Raw genomic sequence first — 26,587 nt, 5'->3', positions numbered from 1 at the left:
CCTAGGGCGCGCGTCGTCCCGCCCCTCTCCTTCCCTCCGCAGGCGCAACACGCGCCGCGCCATGCATACGCCGGTGCGCGCGACCGTACGCGCCGCGCACGGGGCGCCGCCGCGCGGCGGCCTTCCCGCTCCGCGACGCGCGATGCCAGACTGGGCCCATGCGCTTCCTCATCCGCTCGATCGTGAACGGCTTCGGCATCTGGGTGCTCACCCTGATCCCGTTCCTGCAGGTCTCCGTCCAGGCCTTCCCGCCGGCCGACGACCTGCAGCTGGTGCTCACGCTCGCGCTGCTGGGCGCGCTGTTCGGGCTCGTGAACACGGTGATCGGCACGATCATCAAGATCGTCGCGTTCCCGCTGTTCGTGCTCACGCTGGGCCTCATCTCGCTGCTGCTCAACGGGGTGCTTCTGATGATCACCGCCTGGATCACGAGCTTCTGGGGCTGGGGCCTCTCGGTCGGCGACTTCTGGCCCGCGGTGCTCGCGGGCATTTTGCTGAGCATCATCAACTGGCTGTTCGGCATCCTGCTGCGACCGCAGCAGAAGCGCCGCTGAACCCGCCACCACTCAGTCCCTCTCGACCCGGGTCGCGCTGTACTCCGTGACCTGCACGTCGACGGCGCGGGACAACGCGTGGAGCGTCGCGTGCACGGCACCGACCCGCGGATCCTCACTCGCATCGACCAGGGCGGCCGTCTCGGCGTAGGCGTCCAGCCGATGGGCCGGCGCCGTGAACTCCCGTGGCCCGGTCGCCGCGTCGTACGTGCGCTCCACGACGAGACTGTCGGGTGACCCGGCCCCGGCGGCGAGGCCGCCGCCGGCGAGCATCGCGACCGGGTCGTCGGCGTGGCGCACGGCCACGGCCAGGGTTCCGGGCCCCGCCTGCGCGTCGACCGGGGAGCCGAAGCCGACGCTCGTTTCCACCTCGTACCCGCCTTCCACCGCCAGCCGCGCGCCGATCATCGCGCCCTGGCTGAAACCGAAGACGTGCAGCACGTCGCCGCGCCCCGCGCCCGCACGCTCGAGGGCGTCGGCGGCTGCTTGGAAGGAGGACGAGCGCTGGCCGCCGTACAGCTGCAGGTTGGACCGCCAATCCCACGCGTCGCCGCCGCCACCGTGCGTGCCCGCCAGATACACCGCGAACTGCCGCGAGCCGTCGGGCATGGTGTACTTCTCCACCCGCACGCGCGCGTCTCCGCCGGAAGGGATGCGCCGCGCCGCCGCCTCGAGTCCCCCCGGCGCGGTTGCCGTTCCCGAGGAGGTACGCCGCACGCGTACGGGCTCCGCCACGCCGGTCAGCCGCGCCGCGGCCGGCACGACCCCGGCCCCCAGCTCGCCCACCTGCCACCGCACGAGGAACGGCAGCAACCACAGCGAGACGAAGGCGGGCGAGACGCCGATGAGGGGTGCGGCCGCATCGGACCATTGCCGCACGAACTCGTCGCCGTACCCGTCGCGCCATTGCGCCAGCAGCGCGTCCGCCTGCGCCAGCGCCGCGGGGTTCGCCGACTCCATGGCCGCGACCCGCTCCTCGATGCCCCGCAGCTCGCGCTCCCCGGCGCTGCCCTCGGTCGGCCACAACCGCATCAGCTCGGCACGGACGCGCAGCTCGACGAGCTCGTAGGCGTCGGCCGTCGCACGGAGGCGCCCCGCCAGGTCGTCGAGCTCGGGGCCGAGGCGCGCGATCTGCTCTTGGAGGCCGGGGAGGTCCCACGAGGTGGGGCTGAGGAGGGGCAGTCCGCGCATCGTCCGCGCCGCATCGGCCGCCTCCGCTCGCGCCGAATCCACCCACGCCCGCGCCTGCGTCAATCGCGCCGCCATCTCGCGCAGCGTGCCGGGATCGACCGCGATCGCGCCTCCCGAGCGGATCTCCAGCGTCATCGCACCCCTACCCGGCCGCCCCGCGCAGACGGGCCGCCACGTCGTCGCATGCGGACGCCGCTCCGGACGCGGACAGCGCTCGCTCCTGCAGCGCCGCCTGCGCCGCGGCGCCGGCCGGCGATTCCCACATGGCCGCCTCTCGCGCGGCGGTGATGAGGGCGGCTGCCGCGATCAGGTCGTCCGACGCCCGCCGCAGCGCCGTGCAGACGAGCTCCACCACCTCGTGAACCGCGTTCGTGCTCGTCATGGGTCCACCCTCCGAGACCCCGGCCGGGCCGGGCTGCGTCGGTGGCCGCATGGGGACGGATTCGCGCCCTCGCACCGCTGTGGGGAGCCGGAAGGCCGCCCGCGGATCGAGGGCGGCCGGCGATCCGCCGGCACGGGCCTTGGGCGCACGGGGTTCGTCCCGCCAGAATGTCCGCATGCCCTCGGATGCCTTCCGCGTCGTCTTCGTGTGCACCGGCAACATCTGCCGGTCCCCCATGGCGGAGGTGGTGTTCCGACACCTCACGACCGCCGCGGGGCTCGGCGACCGGGTCGCGGCGGCGAGCGCGGGCACCGGCGACTGGCACGTGGGCGAGCGGGCCGACGCGCGCACGATCGAGGCGCTGCGGCGCCGTGGGTACGACGGCTCGCTGCACCGCGCACGCCAGTTCACGGCGAGCGACTTCCGCGACAACGACCTGGTCGTGGCGCTGGATCGCACGCACGAGCGGATCCTCGCGAGCTGGGCCCGCACCGACGAGGACCGCGACAAGATCGCCCTGCTGCTGTCGTTCGATCCGGAGGCGCAGGGGCAGGACGTGCCCGACCCGTACTACGACGACGACGCGGCGTTCGACGAGGTGCTGGGTATGATCGAGAGGGCGGGACGGGCGCTGTTCCGGCAGCTCGAACCCGCCATCCGTCCGCGATCCGGAGGACTCCCCTGAGCGACTTCCCGCCCCAGCCCCTGAGCCCGCTCGACGGCCGCTACCGCGCCGCCGTGTCGCCGCTCGCCGACTACCTCTCCGAGGCGGGACTCAACCGCGCCAGGGTCGAGGTCGAGGTCGAGTGGATCCTCACGCTCACCGACCACGCGCTCTTCGGCACCCGGCCGCTCCCCTTGGAGACCAAGCAGAAGCTGCGCGCGCTCTACCTGACCTTCGGCCAGGACGCGATCGACTGGCTCGCCGAGAAGGAGTCTGTCACCCGGCACGATGTGAAGGCCGTCGAGTACCTCGTGCGCGATCGGCTGGCGCAGCTGGGCCTGGACGGCATCGCCGAGCTGACGCACTTCGGCTGCACGAGCGAGGACATCAACTCGCTCGCCTACGCCCTCACCGTCAAGCGTGCCGTCACCCGGGTATGGCTGCCCAAGCTCAAGGAGGTCGTCGCCCGGCTGCGCGGCCTCGCCCTGGAGCACGCCGACGCCCCGATGCTGTCGCGCACCCACGGCCAGCCGGCCACGCCCACGACCATGGGCAAGGAGCTCGGCGTGTTCGTGTGGCGCCTCGAGCGGGTGATCCGCCGCCTCGAGCAGACCGAGTACCTCGGCAAGTTCTCGGGCGCCACCGGCACCTGGTCGGCGCACCTGGCCGCCGCCCCCGAGGTGGCGTGGCCGAACATCGCGCGGGAGTTCGTCGAGTCGCTGGGGCTCACGTTCAACCCGGTGACGACGCAGATCGAGTCCCACGACTGGCAGGTGGAGCTCTACGACGCGGCCAAGCACGCGGGCGGCATCCTGCACAACCTCGCCCAGGACGTGTGGACGTACATCTCGCTTGGCTACTTCGCGCAGATCCCGGTCGCCGGCGCGACGGGATCGTCGACGATGCCGCACAAGATCAACCCGATCCGCTTCGAGAACGCCGAGGCGAACCTCGAGATCGCCGGCGGCCTGTTCACGACGCTCGCGCAGACCCTCGTCACCTCGCGCCTGCAGCGCGACCTCACCGACTCGACGACGCAGCGCAACATCGGCGTCGCCTTCGGCCACTCGCTGCTCGCCCTCGACAATCTGCTGCGCGGCCTGGGCGAGATCTCGCTCTCGCGCGACGTGCTGCTGGCCGACCTCGACGCGAACTGGGAAGTGCTCGGGGAGGCGATCCAGACGGTCGTGCGCGCCGAGGTGGTCGCGGGCCGCTCACAGATCACGGATCCCTACGCGCTCCTCAAGGAGCTCACGCGCGGTCGCCGGGTGGGCGCCGAAGACCTCGCCGCGTTCGTCCGCGGCCTGGACATCGGCGACGCCGCGAAGGAGCGACTGCTCGCCCTCACGCCCGCAACGTACTCGGGCCTGGCCGAGAAGCTCACCCGCACCTACCTCTGAGGCGGGTACTCCTGCCCATCCCGCTCCGGGAGCGCCCGGCCATAGGCTGAGCACGGCTTCCAACGAGGAGGGGGATAGGGCATGTCGGACGGCGGTTTCAGCCCCGTGCACATCGACTACGGGGTGCTCGAGTCGAGTGCGAATCGGATCGACGCCGTGGCGGAGGATCTCTCGGCCACGAGCAGCAAGGCGGCCGGGAGCACCATCTCGCCGACGTCGTTCGGCCTCCTGAACGTCGCGCTCGGCGCGGCGGTCGCACCCCTCTCGGCCGCAGCGGCCGACATCATCCACGCCACGTCCCTCGCCGCTCAGGCCCTGGCCACCGGGGTGAAGGCCGCGAAGACGGACTTCGAGAACGTTGACACGGCCGCGGCGACGGGCTATGCGCAGGCGACCGCCGATGTCGAGGCATCGGGACGGCTGCGATGAGCGCGGTCGCGGCGATCTCCGGCCAGATCGGCGGTTCATCCTGGGCACAGGGCGGGGCGGCCTCCTTCCGCACCGACTTCAGCAGCCCGGGCGGCATCGCCGGCACGATCGTCGGTTTCGCCCTCGAGTACGTGTGGCCCCTGAACGAGTGGCTGGACGGGCTCGTCGGCGACGAGGGCGAGGTGCAGCAGACGGCGAGCACGTGGCGCTCGGTCTCGCGGTCGCTCGACACGATCCAGGGCGACATCGTGAATGCCCGGAACCTGCTGGAGGGGCAGGAGGGCCGCACGATCCGCGCCATGCGGCGCCGCTACGACGAGCTCTCGACACAGGTCGAGGACGCCGCGCACTGGACCGGCGCGGTCGCCGAGGCCGCGGAGCTCGCGTCGCAGATCGTCACGGCCGTCCACGACGCCGTCGTCGGCGCGCTGTCCGAGCTCGCGGGGCTCGTCACCGATCTGTTCGGCTTCTCGCTCAGCCTGAGCAGCCTGAACCCGTTCGACCGGGTCGAGAAGCTGCAGAAGCTCGCCGACCGCGCCGCCTACTTCATCGAGATGTGCGGGGCTCTCATCGAGCGCATGTTCTCGGCCTTCGAGCAGCTGATCGCGCTGCTGCAGGCGCTCGCCCCTCTCATTCAGAAGGCGATGCAGAAGCTCGCGGAGTTCATCGGCGACATCGCCCCGGGGCTGCTCGCCGTGGCCGGGTCGACCCTCGGCGCCGGCGTCGCCGGCCTGAGCACGCTGGCGCTGACGGGCAACCCTCTGCTGGCCGTCCTCGCGATGGGGCCGGGGGCCCTGGTCGGCGGCGCCGGCGGCGGGCTGCTCGGCACCGCCTTCACCGACCTGCTGTCGCCCGACCCCCGCGTCACCGAGCTGCACCCCGACGATCTCACCGCCGATCAGATCGACCAGCTGGCGGGACAGAATGCGATCGGGCAGGAGATCACGAGCTTTTCGGAGCTCATCCGCGCGAACGGGCTCGTGGACGATCTGGGCACGTCCGGGAACGCGTACGAGGACAGCCGGTCGGTCGTCGACATCAAGAAGGTGCTCGGCCCCGACGGGACATACCACTACATCGTCGCGCTGCCGTCCACGCAGGACTGGAACGTGCTCAAGGGGCCGATGAACGGCGCCCCCTACGGTGACACCTTCCGGGACTACGGGGCGACGAACGATCTCGACTCGAACATCGCCCTCATGCTCAACAGCGTCGCGGACACGGGGCTGGAGACGCAGTATCAGCGTGCGGTGCGCGATGCCATGGCGCAGGCGGGCATCACCGACGCCGACCGCATCGTCTACACGGGTTTCAGCCAGGGCGGGATCGCGGCGGCGACGTTCGCGAGTGACCCGACGATGCCGGGCCGGCCCATCGGCGTGGTGACGAACGGGTCGCCCATCGACACCTTCGACCTGCCTCAGGGCATCCCGGTCTACAACTTCCAGCACGAGGGCGACATCGTTCCGATGCTCGATCTCAACCCCGGCGGAACGCAGACCACCGATCAGCACCAGTACACGGTGCCCGCGCACGACGGCTCCACGGGACCGGGCACCCACAGCAACTCGCTGTACGTCGACACCGTCGAGGAGACCTTCGACCACTTGAGCGACAATCACCCGGAGCTGTTCGGTACCGTGGTGGATCAGCAGCAATACACCTGGAGCGAATGATGAAACCGATCCTGCGCGCGGCGATCGCCGTCCTCGGCGCCTCTGCGCTCCTGGCGGTGGCATCGTGCGCCGCGCCGGCCTCCTCCGCGCGCGCGGACAGGGTGGAGCAGGAGCTGCCCCAGGCGCTCCTGTCGTCGGATCTCGGCGTCGCCGGTGCCGAGGCGACACAGTATCTCGACGGCTTCACCCACAACATCGGCGCGACGATCGACCTCGAGCGCGGCTCGGTCACCGCCGCAGAGCTGCGTGACATCCTCGCCGTGTTCGTCGATACGCTCACGACCGACCCGGAGGCGTACGGCTTCGTGCGCGTCGGAGTGCGGGACGCCGGCAGCGCGGCCTCCACGGACGTCTACGGCTCGAAGGAGTACGTCGACCTTGCGCCGGCCGCGCAGGAGCTGGGTCTCGAGCCGACCAGCGCGAGCGGAAAGAACGCGCTCGCGTTCGAATGGTCGGACGTCGTCGCCCTGGTACAGGAGTGAACATGACGGATCCCCTCGCCGGCTTCGCCGAGATGCGCGAGCGCGTGCAGGCCCAGATGGATCAGGCGCGTCGGCGTCAGGAGGCCGTGCACCGGCTCGCGCGCGAGATCGACGACGCCACCTCGCGCGCCAGCTCTCCGCGTGGCGAGGTGACGGTGGTCGCGACCGCGAAGGGCGCCGTGTCGCGCGTCGAGCTCGGAAGCGCCGCGATGGATCTCGCCCCGCAGGCGCTCGGCGACCTCATCACGAGCACCATTCGGGCCGCCCAGAAGGCGGCGGCCGAGCACGCGCTGGCGCTCACCGAGAACGCCCTCGGCAACGGTGCCTTCACCGCCGAGTTGCGCGCCGACATCCAGCAGCGCTACGGCGACGACGAGGCCGGGCCCGACAGCTATCTCTCCCGCTTCACCGGACGGTGAGCACGTCGGCATCAGCGCGCACACGCGCCCTGACCGCCCTCTCTGTCGCCCACGCCACGGGCAGGCGGCCTGCGGACGCCCGGGCATGGGGGCGCGCCCCGTGGGCGATGGTGGCGGCGCTCCTCGCGATCGCGCTCAGCGCCTGCTCCGGCACCGGCCACGACGTGCGGCAATACGACGGCCGCATCGGCGAGGACCTGCCCGCGGCGCTCCTCGACAGCGACCTCGGCATCACGGAGGCAGACGCCTCGCGCAGCCAGTCGGGCGTCGCCTTCCACCTCACCGTCGTCGTGTCGATCGAGCGCGACGTCGTGACCGCCGATGAGCTCCGCCGGATCCTCACGATCATCGTCGACACGGTGACCGACGACCCCGAGGCGTTCAGCATGCTCAGTCTCGATGTCGCCGATGCGCGCTCCACGAGCCCGATCGGCGCGGCGGAGAGCATCGACCTCAGCGCCGCGGCCGCCGAACTCGGCCTCCAGCCGGTGTCGTCGACGAACGACCGCGACAAGTACTTCCCGTCGTACTCCTGGGCGGACGTCGTCGCCCTGGTGCAGGAGTGAGCGGGAGGATCGTCCGGGGGTCGGCTCCCCGGCCGCCTCGCGCGGGTGGAACCCGGGCTCAGTCCTGCGCGCGCAGCGCCTCGTCCTCGAGCAGCGCGAGGTCATCGCGCGTCACAAGGTTCGACGACACGGCGTACTCCACGAGGCGCGCGCGGCGGTTCGTCGCGAGCTTGCCGGGGCCGCCGCGCAGCCCCTGCACGCCCATGCGGTCGAGCTTGTCGCAGACGTTGTCGAGTTTGCGGTTGAACTTGCTCATCGTCCAGCCCAGGCGCTGAGCCGCCACCGTGCTCGAGGGCAGCTCGCTCATGCTCACCCCGTCGCGGCGCAGCATCGGCTCGGCCAGTGCGACGATGAGCAGCTTCTGCAGCGGCGTGAAACTGACCGGCATCACGGTGGTCTCGCCGCTCACCTGGTTCTGGATCGCCGACGACACGGCGAAGGGCGCCTCGTCGGCGTGCAGGTTGAGCTCATAGGTCGTGGGGCCGGCGGTGAACACCACGACGCTCTCGGCGAAGACGATCGGCATGCGCGCTCCCGGGGAGAGCCACGACTGCACGGCCCCGCCCGCGCTCGAGACCGTCGCCGACAGACGCGACCCCACGTTGGCCAGCCACCAGAGCCCGTCGTAGAACGAGATCTCCAGGAAGATCCGGTGCAGGTACTGGTTGTCGTCCACCTCGAGGTCGCCCTCGCGGCCGATCGTGAACTGCTGGTCGGGCGACAGCTCGTGCCACTCGCCCGCGAACTCCACGCGCAGCTTCTTGGTCGAGCTCACTCCCGAAGGAATGGTCGACTCTTCGATAGCCCCAGTGTCGTGTGCCATGAAAGCCCCTGTCCCCCGCGCAGAATGACGGCCGCGCGATCCATGGGCATTCTAGGGGAGAGATGGGGATTCGTTCAGGAGCGCGGGTCCTCGTCGCGCGGCGCCTCGTCGGCCGGGGGATCCTGCGGCGACTCCCGGAGCAGCACGGGCCGGTCCAGCGGACGCTGCACCTCCGCCGGGTCGACCGCCAGCATCAGCAGCGAAAGGATGAGCAGCACGGCGATGAACGACACGCCGGCGACGATCCCCGCGACCGCCCACGCGCGCAGCACGTCCTCACCGGGCAGCGACTGCCAGGCGCCCATGGCCATCGCGGTGACCAGGCCGGCGAACGCGGCGGCGATGAACGCGACCCCCACCAGCTGCACGGGGCGCAGGAGGTCGCGGCGGCGGGTCTTGTCGGTCACTGCGGATCCTTCGGGGTCGGGGCGGAGGGGATCGAGGCGCTCGGCGCCGCCTCGGCGGCGGAGGCCGCACGGGGGCCCGACACCGCCGTGGGGCGCGGCGACAGACCGGCGATCCCCAGCCACACGGCGACGAGCGCGGCGTAGCCGCCGAGCAGGCCGACGGCGATGATCGTGCCCGTGAGGGTGAACGAGCGGCCGGCGTCCTCGATGAAGTAGTCGAGACGGTAGCCCGTCGGCACGATGGCCACGGCGAGCGCGAGCACGAGGCCCAGCGCGCCGACACCGATCGTGTCGCGCGCGGTCTCGCGGCCGGCGCGGCGCTCGACGAGCCCGATGATGAGCTCCACGAGGCCGGCGAGCAGGCCCCAGGCGATGAGGACGGCGAACAGCACCGTCGTGTTGCGCAGCTGCGGCAGGCCGCTGACGACGCCGGCGACGAGGTAGACGGCGGCGAGGAGGACCAGTCGCCCGCGCTCCCCCTGCGGCTGCACGAGCCACGTCGCGAGCCCCAGAACGGCGGCGCTGGCGACCGCGAACCCGCTGAAGACGGCAAGGCCCACCTCGGCCGAGTGATCCGGCGAGAACGTGATCATCGCGGCGGCGACGGCCGCAAGGAGCGCGCGCAACAGCTGCACGTGCCGGCCCGTCATCATCACCCCGCCATCCTATTCGGGCCGGCTGGGAGAACGACTTCTGCCAGGGGGCGCTCGCCCGCGGGGGCGAGGTCCAGCGGATGCGGCGCGGCGCCCCTCCCGCGGTCGGGAGGGGCGCCGCCGGTTCGGGTAACCGCCTATTCGCCGCCGAAGCCGGCGGGAGCCATGTCGGTAAAGCGCGAGAAGTGACCCTGGAACGCCACCTCGATCGTCGCGGTAGGGCCGTTACGGTGCTTGGCCACGATGAGATCCGCCTCGCCGGGCCGGGTGTCCTTGTCGTACACCGAGTCTCGGTGCAGCAGGATCACCATGTCGGCGTCCTGCTCGATCGACCCCGACTCGCGCAGGTCCGACACCTGCGGGCGCTTGTCGGTGCGCTGCTCGGGCCCTCGGTTCAGCTGCGACAGCGCGATGACCGGAACCTGCAGCTCCTTCGCGAGCAGCTTGAGCGCACGCGAGAACTCGCTGACCTCCTGCTGACGCGACTCGACGCGCTTGCCGCTCGTCATCAGCTGCAGGTAGTCGATGATGACCATCTTGAGGCCGGCACGCTGCTTCAGGCGCCGGCACTTCGCGCGGATCTCGACGAGCGTCATGTTCGGGCTGTCGTCGATGAACAGCGGCGCGTCGTTGATGCGGCCGCGGGTGGCGGCGACGGTCGTCCAGTCGCGCGAGTCGAGCATGCCCTTGCGGAGATTCTGCAGCGGGATCGCGCCCTCGGCGCTGAGCAGACGCATCGCGATCTCCGCCCGGCCCATCTCGAGCGAGAAGAAGACGGCGGGCTGGTTGTGCTTGATCGCGGCGGCGCGCGCGAAGTCGAGCGCGAGGGTCGACTTTCCCATCGCCGGGCGCGCGGCGACGACGATCATCTGGCCGCCGTGCAGGCCGTTGGTGAGCTGGTCGAGCTCGGTGAAGCCGGTGGGGATGCCCGTCATCTGGCCGTCGCGGCCGCGCGCGGCCTCGATCTCCTCGATCGCGGCGTCGACGGCCACCGTGAGCGGCACGTAGTCCTCACTCGTCTCGGTGCCCGTGACCGCGTAGATCTCCGCCTGCGAGGCGTTGACGAGATCGGTCGCGTCGCCCTGACCCTGATAGCCCATCTGCACGATGCGCGTGCCGGCCTCGACAAGGCGGCGCAGCAGGGCCTTGTCGGCCACGATCCCGGCGTAGTATCCGGCGTTTGCGGCCGTCGGGACGATCGACGTCAGCGTGTGGAGGTAGTCCGCCCCGCCCGCGCGCTGCAGGTCGCCATTCTTGATGAGCTCGTCGGTGACGGCGACGACATCCGTCGGCTCGCCGTGCGAGTACAGGGAGAGGATGGCCTCGAAGATCAGCTCGTGCTTCGGGACGTAGAAGTCCGGCCCTCGCAGCGTCTCGATGACATCGGCCACTGCGTCCTTCGACAGGAGCATGCCGCCGAGCGTGCTCTGCTCGGCGAGGAGGTCGTGCGGCGGCGTGCGCTCACCGTCGCGCGGCCCACCGAGCCGTTCCGGCGAGATGTCAGCGATCGACACGCGCACCACCCTTCTGCGTTTCGCGGCTGCTCGGGACCGGACCTTCGGCCCGTTCGTTCCCTCGATGAGAACACGGACCCCCGACAGCGACGCACGTCGGCCTCGGCCTGCCGCATCACGTTATGTGCGCGGGTTCCCGCGGTGCAATCCAGCCTGTGGATAACTCTGTGGAGCGTTTGGGTAAAACGCCGCGCGCCGTGTGGAACTCGCCTGTGGAGAAACGCCGGAGGGTCGCGAACTCCAGCGCGCGAACGCCCCTGTGATCGGGCCTTTCCCGATTCCACAAACTGTGGATGAAACTGTGGTTAAAGCGCGAGTTGAAGGTTCGCATCAGCCGCCGGGGATGTGCACAACGCCGTCATCTGCTACCTCGCTTCGACACTCGCCCGCGGCGACCGTCGCGTGCCCCGGAAATCCGCGCGCGAGAGAGCGGACATCCAGATTGGTCGAACCAATGTTGACAAGAGGCAGCCGAGGCGCCTAGGGTCCCTCAATTGGTTGACCATTCCGTCATGACTCAAAGGAGAGACGCATGGACGACACCCTCGAAGACGTGGCGCTGCGCCTCGTCGAGTTGTCGACGCCGCAGGCCGACGGCACGCGGCGACTGCTCCCCGAGCGCGAGCTATGCGCGCGCCTGGACGTCAGCCGCGGTGCGCTGCGGGAGCGGCTCTCGCGTCTCGAGTCGATCGGCGTGCTCACCCGGCGGCAGGGGCACGGGTCCTACATCCAGGCCCCCGACCCCGAGTTCATCCGCACCTACTTCACGACGATGCGCGCGCTGGGATTCCTCTCCTCGGCCGACGTGGCGGAGGCCCGCGAGATGCTCGAGACGGTGGTGACCGTGCAGGCGGCGCGGCGCGCGAAAGCGGACGACGTCGCCCGGCTGCGCGCGCTCGTGGACGAGATGGTGGAGTCCACCGCGGCCGGCGATCTCGAGGCCGCGCTCGAGGCCGACCTCGCCTTCCACGCGGGCCTCGTGCAGGTGGTCGCCAACCCGATCTTCACCATGATCCACTCGGGCCTCGCACACGTGCTGCGCGAGGCCATGAACGAGCGCCGCATCCGCGCGCTCGCGGCTGAGGAGCCGCAGGAAGGCCGTTACGTGACCGACACCATCCACTACGACATCGTCGACGCGCTCGCGGCGAACGATGCCGACGGCGCCCGCAGTGCCATCCGACGCCACTTCGAGATCCACTCCCTCATCACGCTCACCGAGGGAGGTGCACGATGAGCGGCGCCGTCTTCGTCGGCCTCGGCGCGATCGGCACCCCGATGTCGCGACGGCTCGCCGAGCGCCTGGGCGGCTCCGTCACGGGCGTCGACCCGTTCGACGCCGCGCGGGAGCGCAGCGCCGCGCAGGGCGTGCCCGCCGTCGGCTCGATCGCCGAGGCGCCGCGCGGGGTCCCCGTGGTCGTCATGGTCGCCACGCCGGATCAGCTCACGCAGCTCGTGGCGGAGGCCGAGGCGGCCGACGCCGCCGGCGATCGGCTGTGGATCGTGATGTCCACCGTCGGCCCGGAGTCCGTGCGCGAGGCGGCCGCCGCCCTGCGTCGCGCCGGGGCTCGCGTGGTGGACGCGCCGGTCACCGGCGGCGTCGCGCGCGCCGAGACGGGCGAGCTCATCATCTTCGCCGCCGGCGATTCCGCCGATCTGGACGAGGCAGCGCCGCTCCTGGCAGCCTTCGGCACGGTACGCGTCGTGGGCGCCGACGTGGGCCAGGGCCAGTCGATCAAGGTCGTCAACCAGCACCTGTGCTCGGTGCACATCGTCGCGGCCGCCGAAGCCCTCGCCCTCGGCGAGCGTCTCGGGCTCGACCGGGCCGCGGTCCTCGACCTCGTGCGCGACGGGGCGGCCGGCAGCTGGATGCTCTCCGACCGCGGCCCGCGCATGCTGCTCGGCACCGACGCCCCCGTGACGAGCACCGTCGGCATCTTCGTCAAGGACTCCGGCCTCGTCGCCGACGCCGCCCGCGCCGCGGATGCCGACGTCCCCGTCCTCGACGCGGCGCGCGAGCGCTATCTGCTCGCGGCCGAGCGGGGCCTCGAGCGCCGCGACGACAGCCGCGTCATCGAAACCTACCTGTCCTGAATCCCCGTCGACCTGCTCAAGGAGGAACAGTGTCCCAGCCCACCCCCGCCGTCCGTCGCGACAACCCCGTGAAGGTGTCGGTCGCCTCGATGATCGGCACGGCCGTCGAGTCGTACGACTTCTTCATCTACGGCACCGCGGCCGCCACCTACTTCGGCACCGCGTTCTTCGCCACCGACAACGAGTTCATCGGCGTGCTGTCGTCGTTCGCCTCCCTCGCGATCGGCTTCCTCTTCCGCCCGGTCGGCGGCTACCTCGCCGGGCACTTCGGTGACCGCATCGGCCGCAAGGCCGTGCTGCTGTGGTCGCTCGTCGTCATGGGCGTCGCGACCATGGCGATCGGCGTGCTGCCCACGTTCGCCGCGGTCGGCGTGCTCGCCCCGCTCCTGCTCATCCTGCTCCGCATCATCCAAGGCGTGGCCTTCGGCGCGGAGTGGGGAGGGGCCGTGCTCATGGCGGTCGAACACGCCCCGGCCCGTCGCCGCGGCTTCTTCGGGGCCGTGCCGCAGATCGGCATCCCGGCCGGCCTGCTGCTGGCGAACGGCACCATCCTCGCCACGAGCGGCCTGCCCGGCGACTGGGCGTGGCGCACGCCGTTCCTGCTGTCGGTCGTCATGGTCGCGCTGGGCATCTTCATCCGCCTGCGCATCACCGAATCGCCCGACTTCGAGGCCGTCAAGGCGCAGGATCGGGTGCGCAAGCTGCCCGCCATCGACGTGCTGCGCAGCGATTGGCGCATCGTGCTGCGGATCGTGGCGCTGCGCCTGGCGGAGACGGGCGGCTACTACGTCACCACGGCGTTCACGCTGTCGTACGTGGGCCTCGCCGCCATCACCGACTCGAGCAACGTGCTCATCGGCACGCTGGTGGGATCGGCGATCGGGCTCGTCAGCCACCTGGCGTTCGGCGCCCTCAGCGACCGCATCGGCCGCAAGCGGGTGTTCCTCATCGGCTCGGTCTTCACGATCATCTTCGGCATCCCGATGTTCCTGCTCATCAACACCGGCTCTCTGGTCATGATCGTCGTCGCGGTCACGCTGGGGCTCGTGCTCAGCCACGACCCGATCTTCGCCGTCGAGTCGAGCTGGTTCTCCGAGCTGTTCCCCGCCGACGTGCGCACGTCGGGCATCTCGCTGGGCTACAACGGCGCCTCCATCGTCGCCGGACTGCTGCCGTTCCTCGCCACGGCGCTGTACGGCTGGATGGGGTGGCTGGGCCCCGCACTGCTGTTCATGGCGCTCGGCGTGATCTCCACCGCCGTCGCGCTCGGCGCACGGGAGACCGCCCCGGCGGTCACGGGCGCCGCCACCCCCGAGAGCCGACGAGAGGCGGTCACCGCATGACGATGCTCCAGCAGACCAGGACGCGCGGGAAGGAGGGCCGCCCGCGCGAGCAGCGGATCGCCGCCGTGCGCGAGTCGGCCTATCGCGCGCGTCACCACGTGCTCGACATGGGCGAAGTGCAGGGCCAGGGTTACGTCGGTCAGGCCCTCGGGGCCGCCGACATCCTCGCGACGGTCTACGCCGACCAGCTGCGCTTCGATCCGGCCGACCCCGAGTGGGACGAACGCGACCGGTTCCTGCTCTCCACCGGCCACTACGCGATCGGCGCGTACGCCGCGTTCGCCGAGGCCGGGATCGTCCCGGTCGACGAGCTGCCGACGTACGCGTCCGATGACTCCCGCCTGCCGATGTCCGGCATGGCCTCGTACACGCCGGGCATGGAGATCTCGGGCGGCTCGTTGGGGCACGGGCTTACCGTCGCGGTGGGCATGGCCCTGGGCCTGCGGCACCGCGGGCTCCGCGAGCAGCGCGTGTTCAACTTCCTCTCCGACGGCGAGCTCGACGAGGGCTCGACCTGGGAGGCGGCCATGGGCGCCTGGCACCATCGCCTGGGCAACCTCACGGCCATGGTCGACATGAACGCGCTGCAGGCCGACGGCCCGACGGCCGACGTGCTGCGCATCGAGCCGGTGGAGGACAAGTGGCGCGCCTTCGGCTGGCATGCGGTGCGCGTCGACGGCAACGACGTCGCCGCCCTCATCGACGCGTTCGACGAGTGCAGCGCCGTCGCGGCGGCGGAGGGACGGCCCCAGGTCGTCATCTGCGACACGCGGATCGGTCGCGGCGTGCCGCTGCTGGAGACGCGTGAGAAGGCGCACTTCATGCGGATCGAGGAGCACGAGTGGCAGATCTGCCGCGAGCAGCTCACCGCCGGGCACGAGGAGGAGAACCGATGAGCACCGCCCCGGCCACGCGCCAGAGCACCAGCGCGATGATCGCGTCGTTCGCCGACCCCGGGCAGCGCACGAGCCCCGCCCCCTTCGGCAGGGCGCTGGCAGCGCTCGCGGAGAGCGACGACCGGGTGGTGGGCCTGACCGCCGACCTCGGCAAGTACACCGACATGCACGTGTTCGCGCAGGCTCACCCCGATCGCTTCTTCCAGATGGGTATGAGCGAGCAGCTGCTGTTCGGCGCGGCGGCCGGAATGGCCGAGGCGGGCCTCGTGCCGTTCGCGTCGACGTACTCGGTCTTCGCCGCGCGTCGGGCGTACGACTTCATCTGCCTGGACATCGCGGAGCCCGGGCTCAACGTGAACGTCATCGGCGGCCTTCCCGGGCTCACGACGGGATACGGCCCGAGCCACCAGGCAACGGAGGACATCGCGATCTTCCGCGGCATGCCCAACCTCACGATCGTCGACCCCTGCGACGCGATCGACATCGAGCAGTCGGTCCCCCAGCTCGCCGCGCATCCCGGTCCGACGTACCTGCGGCTGCTGCGCGGGAAGGTCCCGGCCGTGCTGGACGAGTACGACTACCGCTTCGAGCTCGGCAAGGCGAAGGTCCTGCGCGACGGTCGCGATGTGGTCCTCGTCTCGTCGGGGCTCATGACGATGCGCGCGCTGCAGGCGGCGGAGGCGCTGGCCGCGCACCGCGTGGACGTGGCCGTGGTGCATTCCCCGACCATCAAGCCGTTCGACGCCGACACGGTGCTCGCGGAGATCGACACGCCCCGCCTGGCGCTCACCCTCGAGAACCACACCGTCGTCGGCGGTCTCTTCGGCGCGGTCTCCGAGGCGGTCACCGCGCGCGGTCTCGGACGGCGCGTCGTGCCGATCGCTCTCCCCGACGCCTTCCTCGACGCGGGTGCCCTTCCCACCCTGCACGACCGCTACGGACTGGCAAAGGACCGCATCGTGGAGCGCGTGCTCGCCGAGCTGGGCTGACGTCGCGGGCGTACCGTGGCACAAGCCGCGGTCGCTCCGCAACCCCTTTGAAGGAGCCTGGGTGCCCGGCGATAGCCTGCCGGCACACAGGGCTTCCCCTCGCGGGGGTCCCCGTCGCCAGGGGGAGGTGGACATGGATCTCGTGCACCGTCGCGTGCCGCGCCTCGTCCGTCTCGCCCTGCTCGGCGCGGCAACCGGTTTCGGCGCCCTCGCGCTGACCCTGACCGTGGGCGCCGGTCAGGCGCACGCGGACGAAGGGACGGATGCCGGACTCCTGGGCGGCGTCACCTCGCTCGTCGATGGCGCGGCCGACGCCGCGACCGGCGCGGCGTCGGACATCGTGCGCGGCGCGACGGCGGTCGTCGACCATGCCGCGGCCGCCGTTCCCGCCCCGGTGCAGGAGCCGGTGCAGACCGTGGTGCGCGAAACCGGTGAGGTCGTCGGCGCCGTGACCGCGCCCGTCGCGGAGGCCGTGTCGGGCGGCGTCGTGGGCAGGGTGAGCGAGCCCGTGGTCGAGCTCGCGACCCAGGTGCCCGTGGTGGGTGCCGTGGTCACCGGTACCGGACTGGACCGTGCCGTGGAGGGTCTCGGCGGCACGGTGGACGATGTGCTCGTCGACGTCGTCGACACCGTCGGCACGAGCGGCGAGGATCTCGCCGGCCCGCCCGCGGCGGAGCCGGATGCTCCCGCCGCCTCCGAACCCCGCGACGACACGCTCCCCACCGACGACGATCGCGCCGCGTCCGCGGACGAGTCCGGCGCAGCGGCGCCGCCCCTCGCGGCGCCTGACGACGCGACCGCAGAGGACGCGGCGGTCGCCGCGCACCTGCACGACGGTGTGGGAGTTCGGGTGCCGGCCGTGTGGAGCGCGGCCGGGGCCGACACCGCCTCTTCCGCGGTCGACACCGGAGCGGAGACCGTTCCGGTCCTCCCGCTCAGCCCCGGGTCCACGGCGCCGAGCTCCTCCGCCTCGAGCGGCGCCGGGGGCGGCGCCGGCCTGCTCGCCCTGGCCGCCCTGGGGCCCGTGGCCTCACGCGCCCTCGGCGCGCGTCACACCCGCCCCCAGGACGAACAGGCTCCACCGGCCCCGGCGGACCTCACGGACGTCTCCCCCGACTGATCGGAGCGCTCCCGCCTGCTCGCAGGCGGACACGCCCGCGCGCTCGCGCGCGTCATCCGATCACACCTTTCGAAGGGGGAAGCATCATGCGCACATTCATCACGCGCGCCCTGTGGGGCACGCTCATCGCCGGCGGCGTCACGCTGCTCGGCGCGACGGCCGCCAGCGCGGCCGAGACATCAGGGGACGACGGCCTGCTCTCGGGCACGCAGGCGCTCATCGACGTCCAACTGCCGGTCACCGTCTCGGGCACCTCGGCCTCCGTGCTCGGCGATGCCGAGAGCACCGGCGGAACGACCGAGGCGGCGGCGCCGGCCACGGCCGGCGCCGTGACGACGAGCGGTGACGACGCTACGGCGTCCGGGTCGCAGGCGCTCATCTCGGTGAGCGTGCCGGTCACCGTCTCGGGCAACGCCGTCTCGGTGGCGGGCGACAGCGCGTCGAACGCCGGCACCACCACGGCGGCGCCGGCCGCATCGACCGACAGCGGTGAGACCTCGGGGGAGGGCGGCCTGCTGTCGGGCACTCAGGGCATCATCGATGTGGCGGCGCCCGCCACCGTGAGCGGCAACGCCCTCTCGGTGGCCGGCGACAGCACGACCGCCGACGCCACCACCGCCGCCGGCACCACCGGGTCCACCGGCGGCGGCACGGACGCGGCAACGGACGGCGACGACGCGCTGCTCGGCGCCACCCAGGTCGCCGCACCCGTGGGGCTTCCCGTCACGGTCGGCGGCAACGCCTTCTCCGTGCTCGGCGACAGCACCAGTGAGAGCGTCACCACGGCAGGCACGACCGGGACCACGGGCACCGGCACCACCACCGGAGGGGACGACTCCATCGCCGGCGGCACTCAGGTCATCGCGCCGATCACCGCGCCGGTAACGGCCGGCGGCAACGCCGTTTCGATCGTCGGCGACAGCACGACCGCCGACGGCACCACCGCCACCGGCACCACGGGGTCCACCGGCGGCACCGGCGCCACCACCGGCGGCGACGACGCGCTGCTCGGCGGCACCCAGGTCGCCGCACCCGTGGGGCTCCCCGTCACGGCCGGCGGCAACGCCCTCTCCGTGCTCGGCGACAGCACCAGTGAGAGCGTCACCACGGCAGGCACGACCGGGACCACGGGCACCGGCACCACCACCGGCGGGGACGACTCCATCGCCGGCGGCACCCAGGTCATCGCGCCGATCACCGCGCCGGTAACGGCCGGCGGCAACGCCGTTTCCATCGTCGGCGACAGCACGACCGCCGACGCCACCACCGCCGCCGGCACCACCGGGTCCACCGGCGGCACCGGCGCCACCACCGGCGGCGACGACGCGCTGCTCGGCGGCACCCAGGTCGCCGCACCCGTGGGGCTCCCCGTCACGGCCGGCGGCAACGCCCTCTCCGTGCTCGGCGACAGCACGACCACCGACGCCACCACCGCCACCGGCACCGCCGGCGGCGGCACGGACGCGGCAACGGGCGGCGACGCGTCGCTGCTCGGCGGCAGTCAGCTCGACCTGCCGATCGCGCTTCCGCTCACGGTCGGCGGCAACGCCGTCTCCGTCGTCGGCGACAGCACGACCACGCGCGCGAACACCGTTCCCGGCGACCCGGCGGAGCCGGTCGACCCGACGGATCCCACCGACCCGACCGATCCTACGGATCCCACGGATCCCACGGACCCGGCAGGGCCCGCGGAGCCGACCGAGCCGACCACTCCCGCGGGCGTGGGGAGTGCCGGGGTCGCCGGCGACGGCACCGGTGTGACGGTCACGGTCAGCGGCTCGCCGAAGGCATCGGCCGTGGTGACCGCCGAGGCGACGCGGCTCGCGGCCACCGGCGGGGGCGTGCCCGTGACGGTTCTGCTGGTGGCGCTGAGCCTGATGCTGGTGGGCGGGCTGGCGCGGTTCGCCCGCCGCGCGGCGTGACGGCGCGGCCCGAACACGCGAGACGGCGCGGATCCCGGGGGACCCGCGCCGTCTCGGCGTGCGCTCAGGGCGTCACTTCTTGAGAGCGACCACCTGGAGGTTGATCACGGCGGTCACGTCGTCGTGCAGACGAACGAGCGCCTCGTGGTCGCCGACCGTCTTGATCGGCGAGGGGATGGTGATCTTGCGCTTGTCGAGGTCGCCCAGGCCGGCCTCGGTCACCGCGGCGGCGATGTCCGCCGGCTTGACCGAGCCGAAAAGACGGCCCTCGGCGCCCGCCTTGACGGCGAGCTTGACCTTGCCCTCGGCCAGCTTGGCCTTGAGGGCGACGGCCTCCTCGTGGGTCGCGATCGCGCGGGCCTCGCGGGCGGCGCGGATCGACGCCACCTGCTTCTCGCCACCACGCGTCCACGCCACGGCGAAGCCCTGGGGGATGAGGTAGTTGCGGGCGTACCCGTCCTTGACCTCGACCACGTCTCCGGCGCTGCCCAGGCCGTCGACCTCGTTCGTGAGAATCAGCTTCGACATGGGTGCTCCTTAACGGCCCGCGCCCGCGTAGGGCAGGAGAGCCATCTCGCGAGCGTTCTTGATCGCCTTCGCGATCAGACGCTGCTCCTGCACCGAGACGCCGGTGATACGACGGGCGCGGATCTTGCCGCGCTCCGAGATGAACTTGCGAAGGGTGGCGACGTCCTTGTAATCGATGACGCCGACCCGGATCGACTTCGCGGGAGCGGCGTTCTTCGCGCCCTTCCGCGGCTTGCGGCGGTCGCCGCTCGACTTTCCAGCCATGTTGGGTCCTTAATGAAAAAGAGAGATCTCGATGGGATTCCGGCTCAGAACGGGGTGTCGTCGCCGAAGGATCCCGGGGTGCTCCATGCGTCGGCACCGGCCGATCCCGGAGTCGCCCACGGCTCCTCCGACACCTGCTGGCGGGGCTGCTGCCCGCCGCCGAACTGCTGACCGCCGCGGCCGCCGGAGGCGACGCGGGTCACCTGCGCGGTGGCGAAGCGCAGCGAGGGGCCGATCTCGTCGACCTCCAGCTCGATCGCCGTGCGCTGGTTGCCCTCGCGGTCCTGGTAGGAGCGCTGGCTCAGGCGTCCCTGCGCGATGACGCGCATGCCCTTCGTCAGCGATCCGGCCACGTGCTCGGCGAAGTCGCGCCACACGCTCGCACGGAGGAAGAGGGCTTCGCCGTCCTTCCACTCGCCCGAAGCGCGATCGAACGTGCGCGGCGTCGAGGCGATCGTGAAGTTCGCCACGGGGACGCCGTTGTTCGTGTAACGAAGCTCCGGGTCGGCCGTGAGGTTCCCCACAACGGTGATGACGGTTTCGCCGGCCATGGTGCTTAGGCCTTCGCCGCCGTCTTGCGAGCAGCCTTCGCCTCGGCCCGCTTGGCCTCGGACTCGATCATGGCGATCGCCTCTTCGGCGCGCAGCACCTTGGTGCGCATGATCTGCTCGTTCAGCTTGAGCTGGCGGTCGAGCTCGACCGTGGCCTCGCTCGTGGCGGTGAAGTTGACGACGGCGTAGATGCCCTCGTTCTTCTTCTGGATCTCGTAGGCGAGACGGCGCTTGCCCCAGACGTCGACCTTGTCGATCGTGCCATCAGCATCCGTGATGACCTTCAGGAACTTGTCGAGAATCGTGGGAACCTGGCGCTCGTCGATCTCCGGCTGAAGGATCGCCATGAGTTCGTACTGGTGCGTCATTGACCCACCTCCTTCGGACTAGATCGGCCGCCGAGCATCTCTCGACGGCAGGAGGGTGTGTTGCACACTGCGCGGCGCAAGGCCGCACAACCTTCGTAGTCTATCCGATCACGCGTCCGGCCGCGATGCGGGGCTCCCAGCTTCGGACCGGGAGTTGCGCAGCATCGGCCCGAGGGCGAAGACGGCCTGGTACAGCGGGCGCGCAGTGCCCGGGTCGGCGTCGCGCGCGTCGCGCACCCGCACCGCCCAGCGCTTGCCGAGCTCGTCGACCTCCGCCGCGAGCTCCTCGGCCTCCGCCTTGGTGAGCGGCACCTGGCTGATGTTGCTGATGCGCACCGTCTCCTGCGGCTCCCCGAGGAACTCGTCGGCCTCGCCGACGAGCAGCGCGCGCAGCCAGCGCAGCACCGGCTCGGTGACCAGGCGCGCCTCCGGCGAGTTCTTGCTGACCCGATAGCCGTCGAGAGACAGCGGCTTCCAGACGCGGTCCCGCCGGTCGCGCGCCCGTTCCGGCGCCTCGACGATCAGTCCGGCCTTCGCCAGCGTGCGCAGGTGGAAGCTCACGGAGTTCGCGGGCAGATCCAGGGCGCCCGCCAGATCTGCGGCGCGGGCGTGCCGGCGACCGACGAGCTCGGCGAGGATCTGCTGCCGGACGGGGTGGGCCAGGGCGCGCATCATCGAGACCTCGGTCACCTCGAAGGGCCGGTATTCCTCCGTCATGATCCGAGCCTACCGAGACGCGCAGCACCAGTTGCGCAACATCTATTGCGCAACAACGCTTGCGGGTTTATCGTCGCGATATGACCTCGATGCCGCCCAACACCGCGCTCGCCGCCGCGGGCGGTTCCGCACCCGCCGTCGCGGAACCGCCCGCCCCTGCCCCCGACCCCGGGCGCACGACGCCGCCGCGACTGTTGCGCAACGGGTCGTACCTGCTGCTCATGAGCGGCCTGACGGCGCGCGCGCTCGGTATGGGAATCGCCGGATTCGCCATTCCCCTCGTGGCGCTCGCCATCACCGGCGACGTCCTCTACGCGGGAATCATCTCCGCGATCGGCGGCGCCGGCTACCTCGTGGCGACGCTGCCGGCCGGCGTGATCGCCGACCGGGTGGATCGCCGCAGACTGATCTTCCTCGCCGCCGGCACCGCCGCCGCGCTGTGGCTCACGGCCGCCGCCGCGCTGTGGATGGGCGCGCTGCACCCCGCGCACCTCGCGCTGGTTTCGTTCGGCTCGCAGGTGGCCACCGCCTTCGTCGGCCCCGCCGGCGACGGCGGCCTGCGCGCGGTCGTGCCGGCGGAGCAGATGCCCACCGCACGTGCGGCGGTCGAGGGGCGCGAATCGGTGGCCTCGCTCCTCGCCGGGCCCGTCGGAGGCGTCCTGTACGCCGTGTCGCACGCGCTGCCCCTGCTGGGATCGGCGATCGGCAACCTCGTCGCCGCGGTGGGCGCGGTCCTCATTCGCCGCCCGCTCAACGGCGACCTGCAGGAGGCCCGCCGCACCCACCCGCTGCGAGCGCTCGGCGAGGGCCTGCGCTACGTCGCCTCGAAGCCGCTGTTCGTCGTGATGATCGCGCTGGCGATCGTCCTCAACACGGCGAGCAACGGCTCGACGATCGCCGTCACGCTCGATCTCGCCGCGCGCGGCACCGATCCCTTCCTCATCGGGCTGCTGAGCACGATGATCGGCGCCTCGCTGCTGATCGGGTCGTTCCTCGCTCCGGTGCTCGTGCGCCGGGTGCGCACGGGCGTCATCGTGCCGGCCTGCATCGCGGTGATGTCGCTCGCCTTCCTCACCATGGCGATCCTGCCCACGTACGTGCCGATCCTCGCCTGCTACACCGTCGCCTACCTGCTGGCTCCGGCCCTGAACGCGTCGATCTTCTCGTACGCCGCAGTCGTCACCCCCGAGCAGATGCAGGGCCGCTTCTCGTCGGTCGCGGCGCTGTCCGGAGCGGCGTCGTTCCCGCTCGCGCCGCTGGTCGGCTCGGCACTGCTGTCGGGTGTCGGGCTCGCGACCGCGCTGCTCATCCTCGCGCTGACGCTTGTCGCGGTCGCGATCGCGCTGGCCCTGTTCCGCCCGCTCACCCGCATCGGCACGCCCGACACCTGGGCGGCCGATGCCTGACCCCGCGGGCGCGACACCGCCGCGGGCGCGACGGCGGAGTCGTTCCTCTGTCAAGGGGGTGCGTCCCGGCCGCCCGGCGGCGAGGCTGGCGAGGTCGAGAGGAGACACCATGAGCGATCCCACACCCCACTCCAGGCACGCCGACGACGCGAGGGCCGACGACGCCCCGCCGACCCCCGTCGTGAGCGACGAGGTCAGCGAGGCGGCCGCCGACGCGGGAACGGAGGCCCAGGAGGGCGGCTCGGAGGAATCCTCGGACGACTCCTGACCCGGACGCGGATCGAGGCTCCGCGACGTGGTCGCGGGCGAACGCCTGCCACGCGCAGAGGGCGCTCGATCGCGCTTACGCGAGGGAGGACAGGCGCCGCGCGTGACCCACGAGCTGGGCGTCGCATCCGCGGCGGGCCACGACGCAGACGCCCACGGGCGCGGAACGCTGCGCGAGCGGCACCCGGAGAACGGGGAACGAGAGCGCCGGGAGCCCGGCGACGGCGGCCGGCGTCGTCATCCGCAGCGTCGCGGTGCGCACGGCATCGACGGCCGCCCCGTCCGCATCGCGCGACGGCGCGTGGCCGGGGACCGTGGGAAAGAGGAGCTGAGCGTCGGCGACGAGCGCCTGCATGCGGGCCCTGAGCGGTTCGAGCGCCGCCCGCGCCGCGTTCTCCTCCTCGGGCGTGACGCGGGCCGCCTCGCGGAACCGCGCCTCCACCGCGGGCCCGAGCGCGCCCGGATGGGCACGAACCCATTCGCCGTTGCTGCGCCACGCCTCGGCGGCCTGCACCACCCGGAACGGCTGCTGATAGGACGCCAGGTCACCGATGCTCACCTGCTCGATCGGTGCGTCGAGGCGGGTGAGGAACGCGTCGAATGCCGCTCGCGTCTGCGGCGCGGCGGCCTCCCGCATCTCGAGCGGCACCCGGATCCGCCAGGGCAGCGGGTGGTCCGCGGCGCCCGCATCGCTTGGGGGCAGGCACCAGTCGGCCACCCGTTGCAGGGTGTGCCCATCGCGCGTGATCCACCCCACCGTGTCGAAGGTCGGCGCGAGCGGAAGCAGTCCGTCGCGAGGCACGAGGCCGTGGGTCGTGCGCAGTCCCCACAGCCCCTGATAGGAGGCAGGTACCCGCACCGACCCGGCGGTGTCCGTCGCCAACCCGATGTCGGCCTGACCCATCGCGACGGCACTGGCCGGACCCGAGGAGGATCCCCCCGGAAGGGCTCCCGGCAGCGCGTCGTTCGGCGGGGTGCCGTAGTGGGGGTTGTCACCGGCGATCGAATAGGCGAACTCGTCGGTCTGAGAGATGCCGCGGACCGCCGCTCCCCCTTGCAGCAGGTCGGCCACCGCCGTTGCGGTCGCGGTCTGTGGTGCGGCGCTGTCGAGGTAGGCCGGATTGCCCGCGCCGATGCGGAACCCCTCGATCGCGAAGAGGTCCTTCACGGCCACGGTGAGGCCCCCCAGGGGACCTTTCGGGTCGTCGGCGTGGACGAGCGGGGCACCGACCGCCCGCCAGATCGACCGGTCGAAGCTCTGGGGACGGCTCGAGACGTGGGCGGCGGCGATACGCCAGCCGATCTCGGTGAGCTGCCACAGCTGGGTCTGCACCCCGTGGCCCCCGGCCGCGAACCGTGAGACCGAGACGACGAGCGCGGCCTCCGCGCCGAGGCGGCGGTACTCGAGCCGCTCGATGACCCGAGCGGGCACGCCACCCCGAAGCCCACGGAAAGCGCTGATCTCGTCGTGACCGAGGAGCAGACCCGCATGGTCGGCGCGCAGCGTGCTCGGGGAATCGAGGAACCAGCGGTCGAGTTCGTCGAGCTCGTTGGTGAGGATCGCGCGCTCATATGCCGATAGCGCGGCGAGCAGGTCCTCGGGCACGCCACCAGCGCCCTGCACCCCGGCGTACGGCCCGCGCTCCTGGTCCGTCATCGCCGGCTCCCGCCCGCCCCGGGGCCGCGAGCGGGGCGCGCGGCGAAGACGGAATCGGAGAGATCGGAGGTGCGGATGCGGGCATGCACGCCGCACGTCCCGTCGACCACCTGCGAGATGTCGAAGTCCACGGCGGCCGAGAGATAGGCGTACGCGAGGTGCTCCGCCATCCCCCAGCGCGCGCGGAGGAGATCCAGCGCGGCCCGGGTCGCCTTGCGCATCGCCTCGTTCAGGTCGGGGTCGAGGCCCGTGGGCACGAGATACTCGTCGGTCTCCACGAGCGGCCCCTTCACCCGGCCGAACTCGGCGTGTGCACGCGCCGCCGGCACGACGTCGAACCGCAGTGTGGCGCGCAGCGAGGCCTCCACGGCCGTCAGCGCCACCTCCCCGTCGCCCTGCGCGAAGTGCGGATCTCCGACATAGGCGAGCGCTCCGTCGACCTGGACGGGCAGGTAGATGGCCGTCCCTTCGACGAGGAGCTTGATGTCGATGTTGCCGCCGAACTCGGACGGCGGCACCGAATGCGGGCGCTCGTCGCTGTCGGGCGCCACCCCGATCGCGCCGAGGAACGGAGCGAGCGGGAAGGCCACCTCGCGCTGCGCGCCCTCGACCCTCGGCAGCACACCGCGGAGGGCCCCGGCGCGCTCCTCGACGGGGGTGAAGACGCTGACCGTCCGCCCGGATCGCGGAAGCTCGGCCGGCAGTGCGCCCCTCCCGTGTCGGTTGCTGATGACGCCGTACGGCACGCGCGGTTCGAGGCGCTCGATGGCGATGCGCAGCAGGTCGCCGGGGCGGGCGCCCTCGACGCGGATCGGGCCCGTGATGACGTGCGGGCCGTCGTGCACCGCGTCGCGCGGCGTGGATGCGGCGACCGCGATCGCGTCGCGCAACACCGCGTCGCGCGGCACGCCGTGCTGCGCGAAGAACGCCGCCGGATCCTGCCCCTGATCGGGAAGGAGGCCCTCATGGCTGAGGGTGTCGACGATGATCGTGTCGCCCGAAGCGATCGTGACGACCGGAGCATCCCGCCGGCTCGGCAGCCGACCCCACAGCACCGTCTCCGGCGTGACGGGCACGTACGGCATCTCGGGCAGTGCGTCGTGCGGGGGAAACACCCCGGGCTGGAGAATCGGCACCGGAGCGAACTGCGGCGTCGGTCCGGTGCCGTAGCGGTTGAGGGGCAACGCCTCCGCGTGGTGACCGGGCGTGGCGTTGTCGAGCATGCCGTCACTGTAGGGCGCTCGTATTACCTGCCCGTTTCGGCTCTGCCATGGCGCGCGCAGGCCCAAGCTGCGCGCTCTCGCG

At 71.8% G+C, this 26,587-nt stretch carries 30 protein-coding genes; 17 read left to right on the top strand and 13 right to left on the bottom strand.

Annotation, left to right across the window (positions count from 1 at the left end; genetic code table 11):
- Positions 1-158: 158 nt before the first annotated feature.
- On the top strand, positions 159-554 hold the full coding sequence (locus tag N8N77_RS10385; protein ID WP_261166752.1) for a phage holin family protein: 396 nt from the start codon (positions 159-161) through the stop codon (positions 552-554).
- Between the two features lie 12 nt (positions 555-566).
- Here N8N77_RS10385 and N8N77_RS10380 read toward each other — a convergent pair whose 3' ends face one another.
- Together N8N77_RS10380 and N8N77_RS10375 are read right to left on the bottom strand one after the other, a co-directional pair.
- Positions 567-1,880 carry a hypothetical protein gene (locus tag N8N77_RS10380; RefSeq protein ID WP_261166751.1) on the bottom strand — a complete coding sequence of 438 codons (1,314 nt, stop codon included), beginning with the start codon at positions 1,878-1,880 and terminating at the stop codon, positions 567-569.
- 7 nt (positions 1,881-1,887) lie between these two features.
- Entirely contained in the window at positions 1,888-2,127 is a 240-nt protein-coding gene (locus N8N77_RS10375) for a hypothetical protein (RefSeq protein WP_261166749.1), read from the bottom strand.
- A 175-nt stretch (positions 2,128-2,302) separates the two neighbouring features.
- Between N8N77_RS10375 and N8N77_RS10370 the strand changes: the two genes are divergently transcribed.
- The 7 genes from N8N77_RS10370 (at position 2,303) to N8N77_RS10340 (ending at position 7,763) form a co-directional block, all read left to right on the top strand.
- Positions 2,303-2,812: a low molecular weight protein-tyrosine-phosphatase gene (locus N8N77_RS10370; protein ID WP_261166748.1), complete on the top strand. Its 510-nt coding sequence runs from the start codon at positions 2,303-2,305 to the stop codon at positions 2,810-2,812.
- Entirely contained in the window at positions 2,809-4,191 is a 1,383-nt protein-coding gene (gene purB / locus N8N77_RS10365) for an adenylosuccinate lyase (protein ID WP_261166869.1), read from the top strand. Before N8N77_RS10370 ends, purB begins: the two co-directional genes overlap by 4 nt.
- Before the next feature lie 81 nt (positions 4,192-4,272).
- Entirely contained in the window at positions 4,273-4,620 is a 348-nt protein-coding gene (locus N8N77_RS10360) for a type VII secretion target (RefSeq protein WP_261166747.1), read from the top strand.
- Positions 4,617-6,296 carry a hypothetical protein gene (locus tag N8N77_RS10355; protein ID WP_261166745.1) on the top strand — a complete coding sequence of 560 codons (1,680 nt, stop codon included), beginning with the start codon at positions 4,617-4,619 and terminating at the stop codon, positions 6,294-6,296. The genes N8N77_RS10360 and N8N77_RS10355 overlap by 4 nt, the downstream gene beginning before the upstream one ends.
- Positions 6,293-6,778: a hypothetical protein gene (locus N8N77_RS10350; RefSeq protein WP_261166744.1), complete on the top strand. Its 486-nt coding sequence runs from the start codon at positions 6,293-6,295 to the stop codon at positions 6,776-6,778. Before N8N77_RS10355 ends, N8N77_RS10350 begins: the two co-directional genes overlap by 4 nt.
- 2 nt (positions 6,779-6,780) lie before the next feature.
- Positions 6,781-7,197, top strand: coding sequence for a YbaB/EbfC family nucleoid-associated protein (locus N8N77_RS10345; protein WP_261166742.1), 417 nt, complete (start codon positions 6,781-6,783; stop codon positions 7,195-7,197).
- A gap of 107 nt (positions 7,198-7,304) precedes the next feature.
- Positions 7,305-7,763, top strand: coding sequence for a hypothetical protein (locus tag N8N77_RS10340; RefSeq protein ID WP_261166740.1), 459 nt, complete (start codon positions 7,305-7,307; stop codon positions 7,761-7,763).
- Positions 7,764-7,821: 58 nt separating this feature from the next.
- Here the strand turns inward: N8N77_RS10340 and N8N77_RS10335 are convergent, their stop codons facing one another.
- From N8N77_RS10335 to dnaB, 4 genes are all read right to left on the bottom strand, one after another.
- Positions 7,822-8,586, bottom strand: coding sequence for a hypothetical protein (locus N8N77_RS10335; RefSeq protein ID WP_396652824.1), 765 nt, complete (start codon positions 8,584-8,586; stop codon positions 7,822-7,824).
- Positions 8,587-8,660: 74 nt separating this feature from the next.
- Positions 8,661-8,993, bottom strand: coding sequence for an amino acid transporter (locus N8N77_RS10330; RefSeq protein ID WP_261166737.1), 333 nt, complete (start codon positions 8,991-8,993; stop codon positions 8,661-8,663).
- Positions 8,990-9,646 (bottom strand): acyl-CoA synthetase, encoded by a 657-nt coding sequence (locus N8N77_RS10325; protein WP_261166868.1) that lies wholly within the window; start codon positions 9,644-9,646, stop codon positions 8,990-8,992. The genes N8N77_RS10330 and N8N77_RS10325 overlap by 4 nt, the downstream gene beginning before the upstream one ends.
- Before the next feature lie 137 nt (positions 9,647-9,783).
- A complete protein-coding gene (gene dnaB / locus N8N77_RS10320; protein WP_261166735.1) occupies positions 9,784-11,160 on the bottom strand; it encodes a replicative DNA helicase in 1,377 nt (458 codons plus the stop codon).
- A gap of 532 nt (positions 11,161-11,692) precedes the next feature.
- Between dnaB and N8N77_RS10315 the strand changes: the two genes are divergently transcribed.
- The 7 genes from N8N77_RS10315 (at position 11,693) to N8N77_RS10285 (ending at position 19,524) form a co-directional block, all read left to right on the top strand.
- Positions 11,693-12,397, top strand: coding sequence for a FadR/GntR family transcriptional regulator (locus N8N77_RS10315; RefSeq protein ID WP_261166734.1), 705 nt, complete (start codon positions 11,693-11,695; stop codon positions 12,395-12,397).
- On the top strand, positions 12,394-13,254 hold the full coding sequence (locus N8N77_RS10310) for an NAD(P)-dependent oxidoreductase (protein WP_261166733.1): 861 nt from the start codon (positions 12,394-12,396) through the stop codon (positions 13,252-13,254). The genes N8N77_RS10315 and N8N77_RS10310 overlap by 4 nt, the downstream gene beginning before the upstream one ends.
- A gap of 29 nt (positions 13,255-13,283) precedes the next feature.
- Complete coding sequence (locus N8N77_RS10305; RefSeq protein ID WP_261166732.1) at positions 13,284-14,597, top strand: MFS transporter; 1,314 nt, start codon at positions 13,284-13,286, stop codon at positions 14,595-14,597.
- Positions 14,594-15,493, top strand: coding sequence for a transketolase (locus tag N8N77_RS10300; RefSeq protein WP_261166731.1), 900 nt, complete (start codon positions 14,594-14,596; stop codon positions 15,491-15,493). The genes N8N77_RS10305 and N8N77_RS10300 overlap by 4 nt, the downstream gene beginning before the upstream one ends.
- Positions 15,490-16,482: a transketolase family protein gene (locus N8N77_RS10295; protein WP_261166730.1), complete on the top strand. Its 993-nt coding sequence runs from the start codon at positions 15,490-15,492 to the stop codon at positions 16,480-16,482. The genes N8N77_RS10300 and N8N77_RS10295 overlap by 4 nt, the downstream gene beginning before the upstream one ends.
- Positions 16,483-16,615: 133 nt before the next feature.
- Positions 16,616-17,602 (top strand): hypothetical protein, encoded by a 987-nt coding sequence (locus N8N77_RS10290; protein ID WP_261166728.1) that lies wholly within the window; start codon positions 16,616-16,618, stop codon positions 17,600-17,602.
- 86 nt (positions 17,603-17,688) lie between these two features.
- Positions 17,689-19,524 (top strand): chaplin family protein, encoded by a 1,836-nt coding sequence (locus N8N77_RS10285; RefSeq protein WP_261166726.1) that lies wholly within the window; start codon positions 17,689-17,691, stop codon positions 19,522-19,524.
- Positions 19,525-19,596: 72 nt separating this feature from the next.
- On the opposite strand, the gene rplI is transcribed toward N8N77_RS10285, so the two are convergent.
- The 5 genes from rplI to N8N77_RS10260 all read right to left on the bottom strand — a co-directional run bounded on the left by rplI (position 19,597) and on the right by N8N77_RS10260 (position 21,952).
- Positions 19,597-20,052 carry a 50S ribosomal protein L9 gene (gene rplI, locus N8N77_RS10280; RefSeq protein WP_261166724.1) on the bottom strand — a complete coding sequence of 152 codons (456 nt, stop codon included), beginning with the start codon at positions 20,050-20,052 and terminating at the stop codon, positions 19,597-19,599.
- 9 nt (positions 20,053-20,061) lie between these two features.
- Positions 20,062-20,316 carry a 30S ribosomal protein S18 gene (rpsR, locus tag N8N77_RS10275; RefSeq protein WP_040168021.1) on the bottom strand — a complete coding sequence of 85 codons (255 nt, stop codon included), beginning with the start codon at positions 20,314-20,316 and terminating at the stop codon, positions 20,062-20,064.
- A 44-nt stretch (positions 20,317-20,360) separates the two neighbouring features.
- The gene (locus tag N8N77_RS10270; RefSeq protein ID WP_261166720.1) at positions 20,361-20,867 is read right to left on the bottom strand and encodes a single-stranded DNA-binding protein; all 507 of its coding nucleotides are present in this window, start codon (positions 20,865-20,867) and stop codon (positions 20,361-20,363) included.
- Positions 20,868-20,872: 5 nt separating this feature from the next.
- Positions 20,873-21,235 (bottom strand): 30S ribosomal protein S6, encoded by a 363-nt coding sequence (rpsF, locus tag N8N77_RS10265; protein WP_261166718.1) that lies wholly within the window; start codon positions 21,233-21,235, stop codon positions 20,873-20,875.
- Between the two features lie 108 nt (positions 21,236-21,343).
- Positions 21,344-21,952, bottom strand: a complete 609-nt coding sequence (locus N8N77_RS10260) for a helix-turn-helix transcriptional regulator (RefSeq protein ID WP_261166716.1) — start codon at positions 21,950-21,952, stop codon at positions 21,344-21,346.
- An 80-nt stretch (positions 21,953-22,032) separates the two neighbouring features.
- On the opposite strand from N8N77_RS10260, the gene N8N77_RS10255 reads away from it, so the two are divergent.
- Both N8N77_RS10255 and N8N77_RS10250 read left to right on the top strand, forming a co-directional pair.
- On the top strand, positions 22,033-23,358 hold the full coding sequence (locus N8N77_RS10255; protein WP_261166714.1) for an MFS transporter: 1,326 nt from the start codon (positions 22,033-22,035) through the stop codon (positions 23,356-23,358).
- A 109-nt stretch (positions 23,359-23,467) separates the two neighbouring features.
- Positions 23,468-23,626, top strand: a complete 159-nt coding sequence (locus N8N77_RS10250) for a hypothetical protein (protein WP_261166713.1) — start codon at positions 23,468-23,470, stop codon at positions 23,624-23,626.
- A gap of 75 nt (positions 23,627-23,701) precedes the next feature.
- Here N8N77_RS10250 and N8N77_RS10245 read toward each other — a convergent pair whose 3' ends face one another.
- Positions 23,702-25,282: an AtzH-like domain-containing protein gene (locus N8N77_RS10245; RefSeq protein ID WP_261166711.1), complete on the bottom strand. Its 1,581-nt coding sequence runs from the start codon at positions 25,280-25,282 to the stop codon at positions 23,702-23,704.
- On the bottom strand, positions 25,279-26,505 hold the full coding sequence (locus N8N77_RS10240; RefSeq protein WP_314732524.1) for an acetamidase/formamidase family protein: 1,227 nt from the start codon (positions 26,503-26,505) through the stop codon (positions 25,279-25,281). Before N8N77_RS10240 ends, N8N77_RS10245 begins: the two co-directional genes overlap by 4 nt.
- Positions 26,506-26,587 lie beyond the last annotated feature (82 nt).

Source organism: Microbacterium sp. Marseille-Q6965 (genome assembly GCF_946151065.1).
Taxonomy (GTDB): domain Bacteria; phylum Actinomycetota; class Actinomycetes; order Actinomycetales; family Microbacteriaceae; genus Microbacterium.
This window is presented reverse-complemented; position numbering and strand designations above follow the sequence as displayed.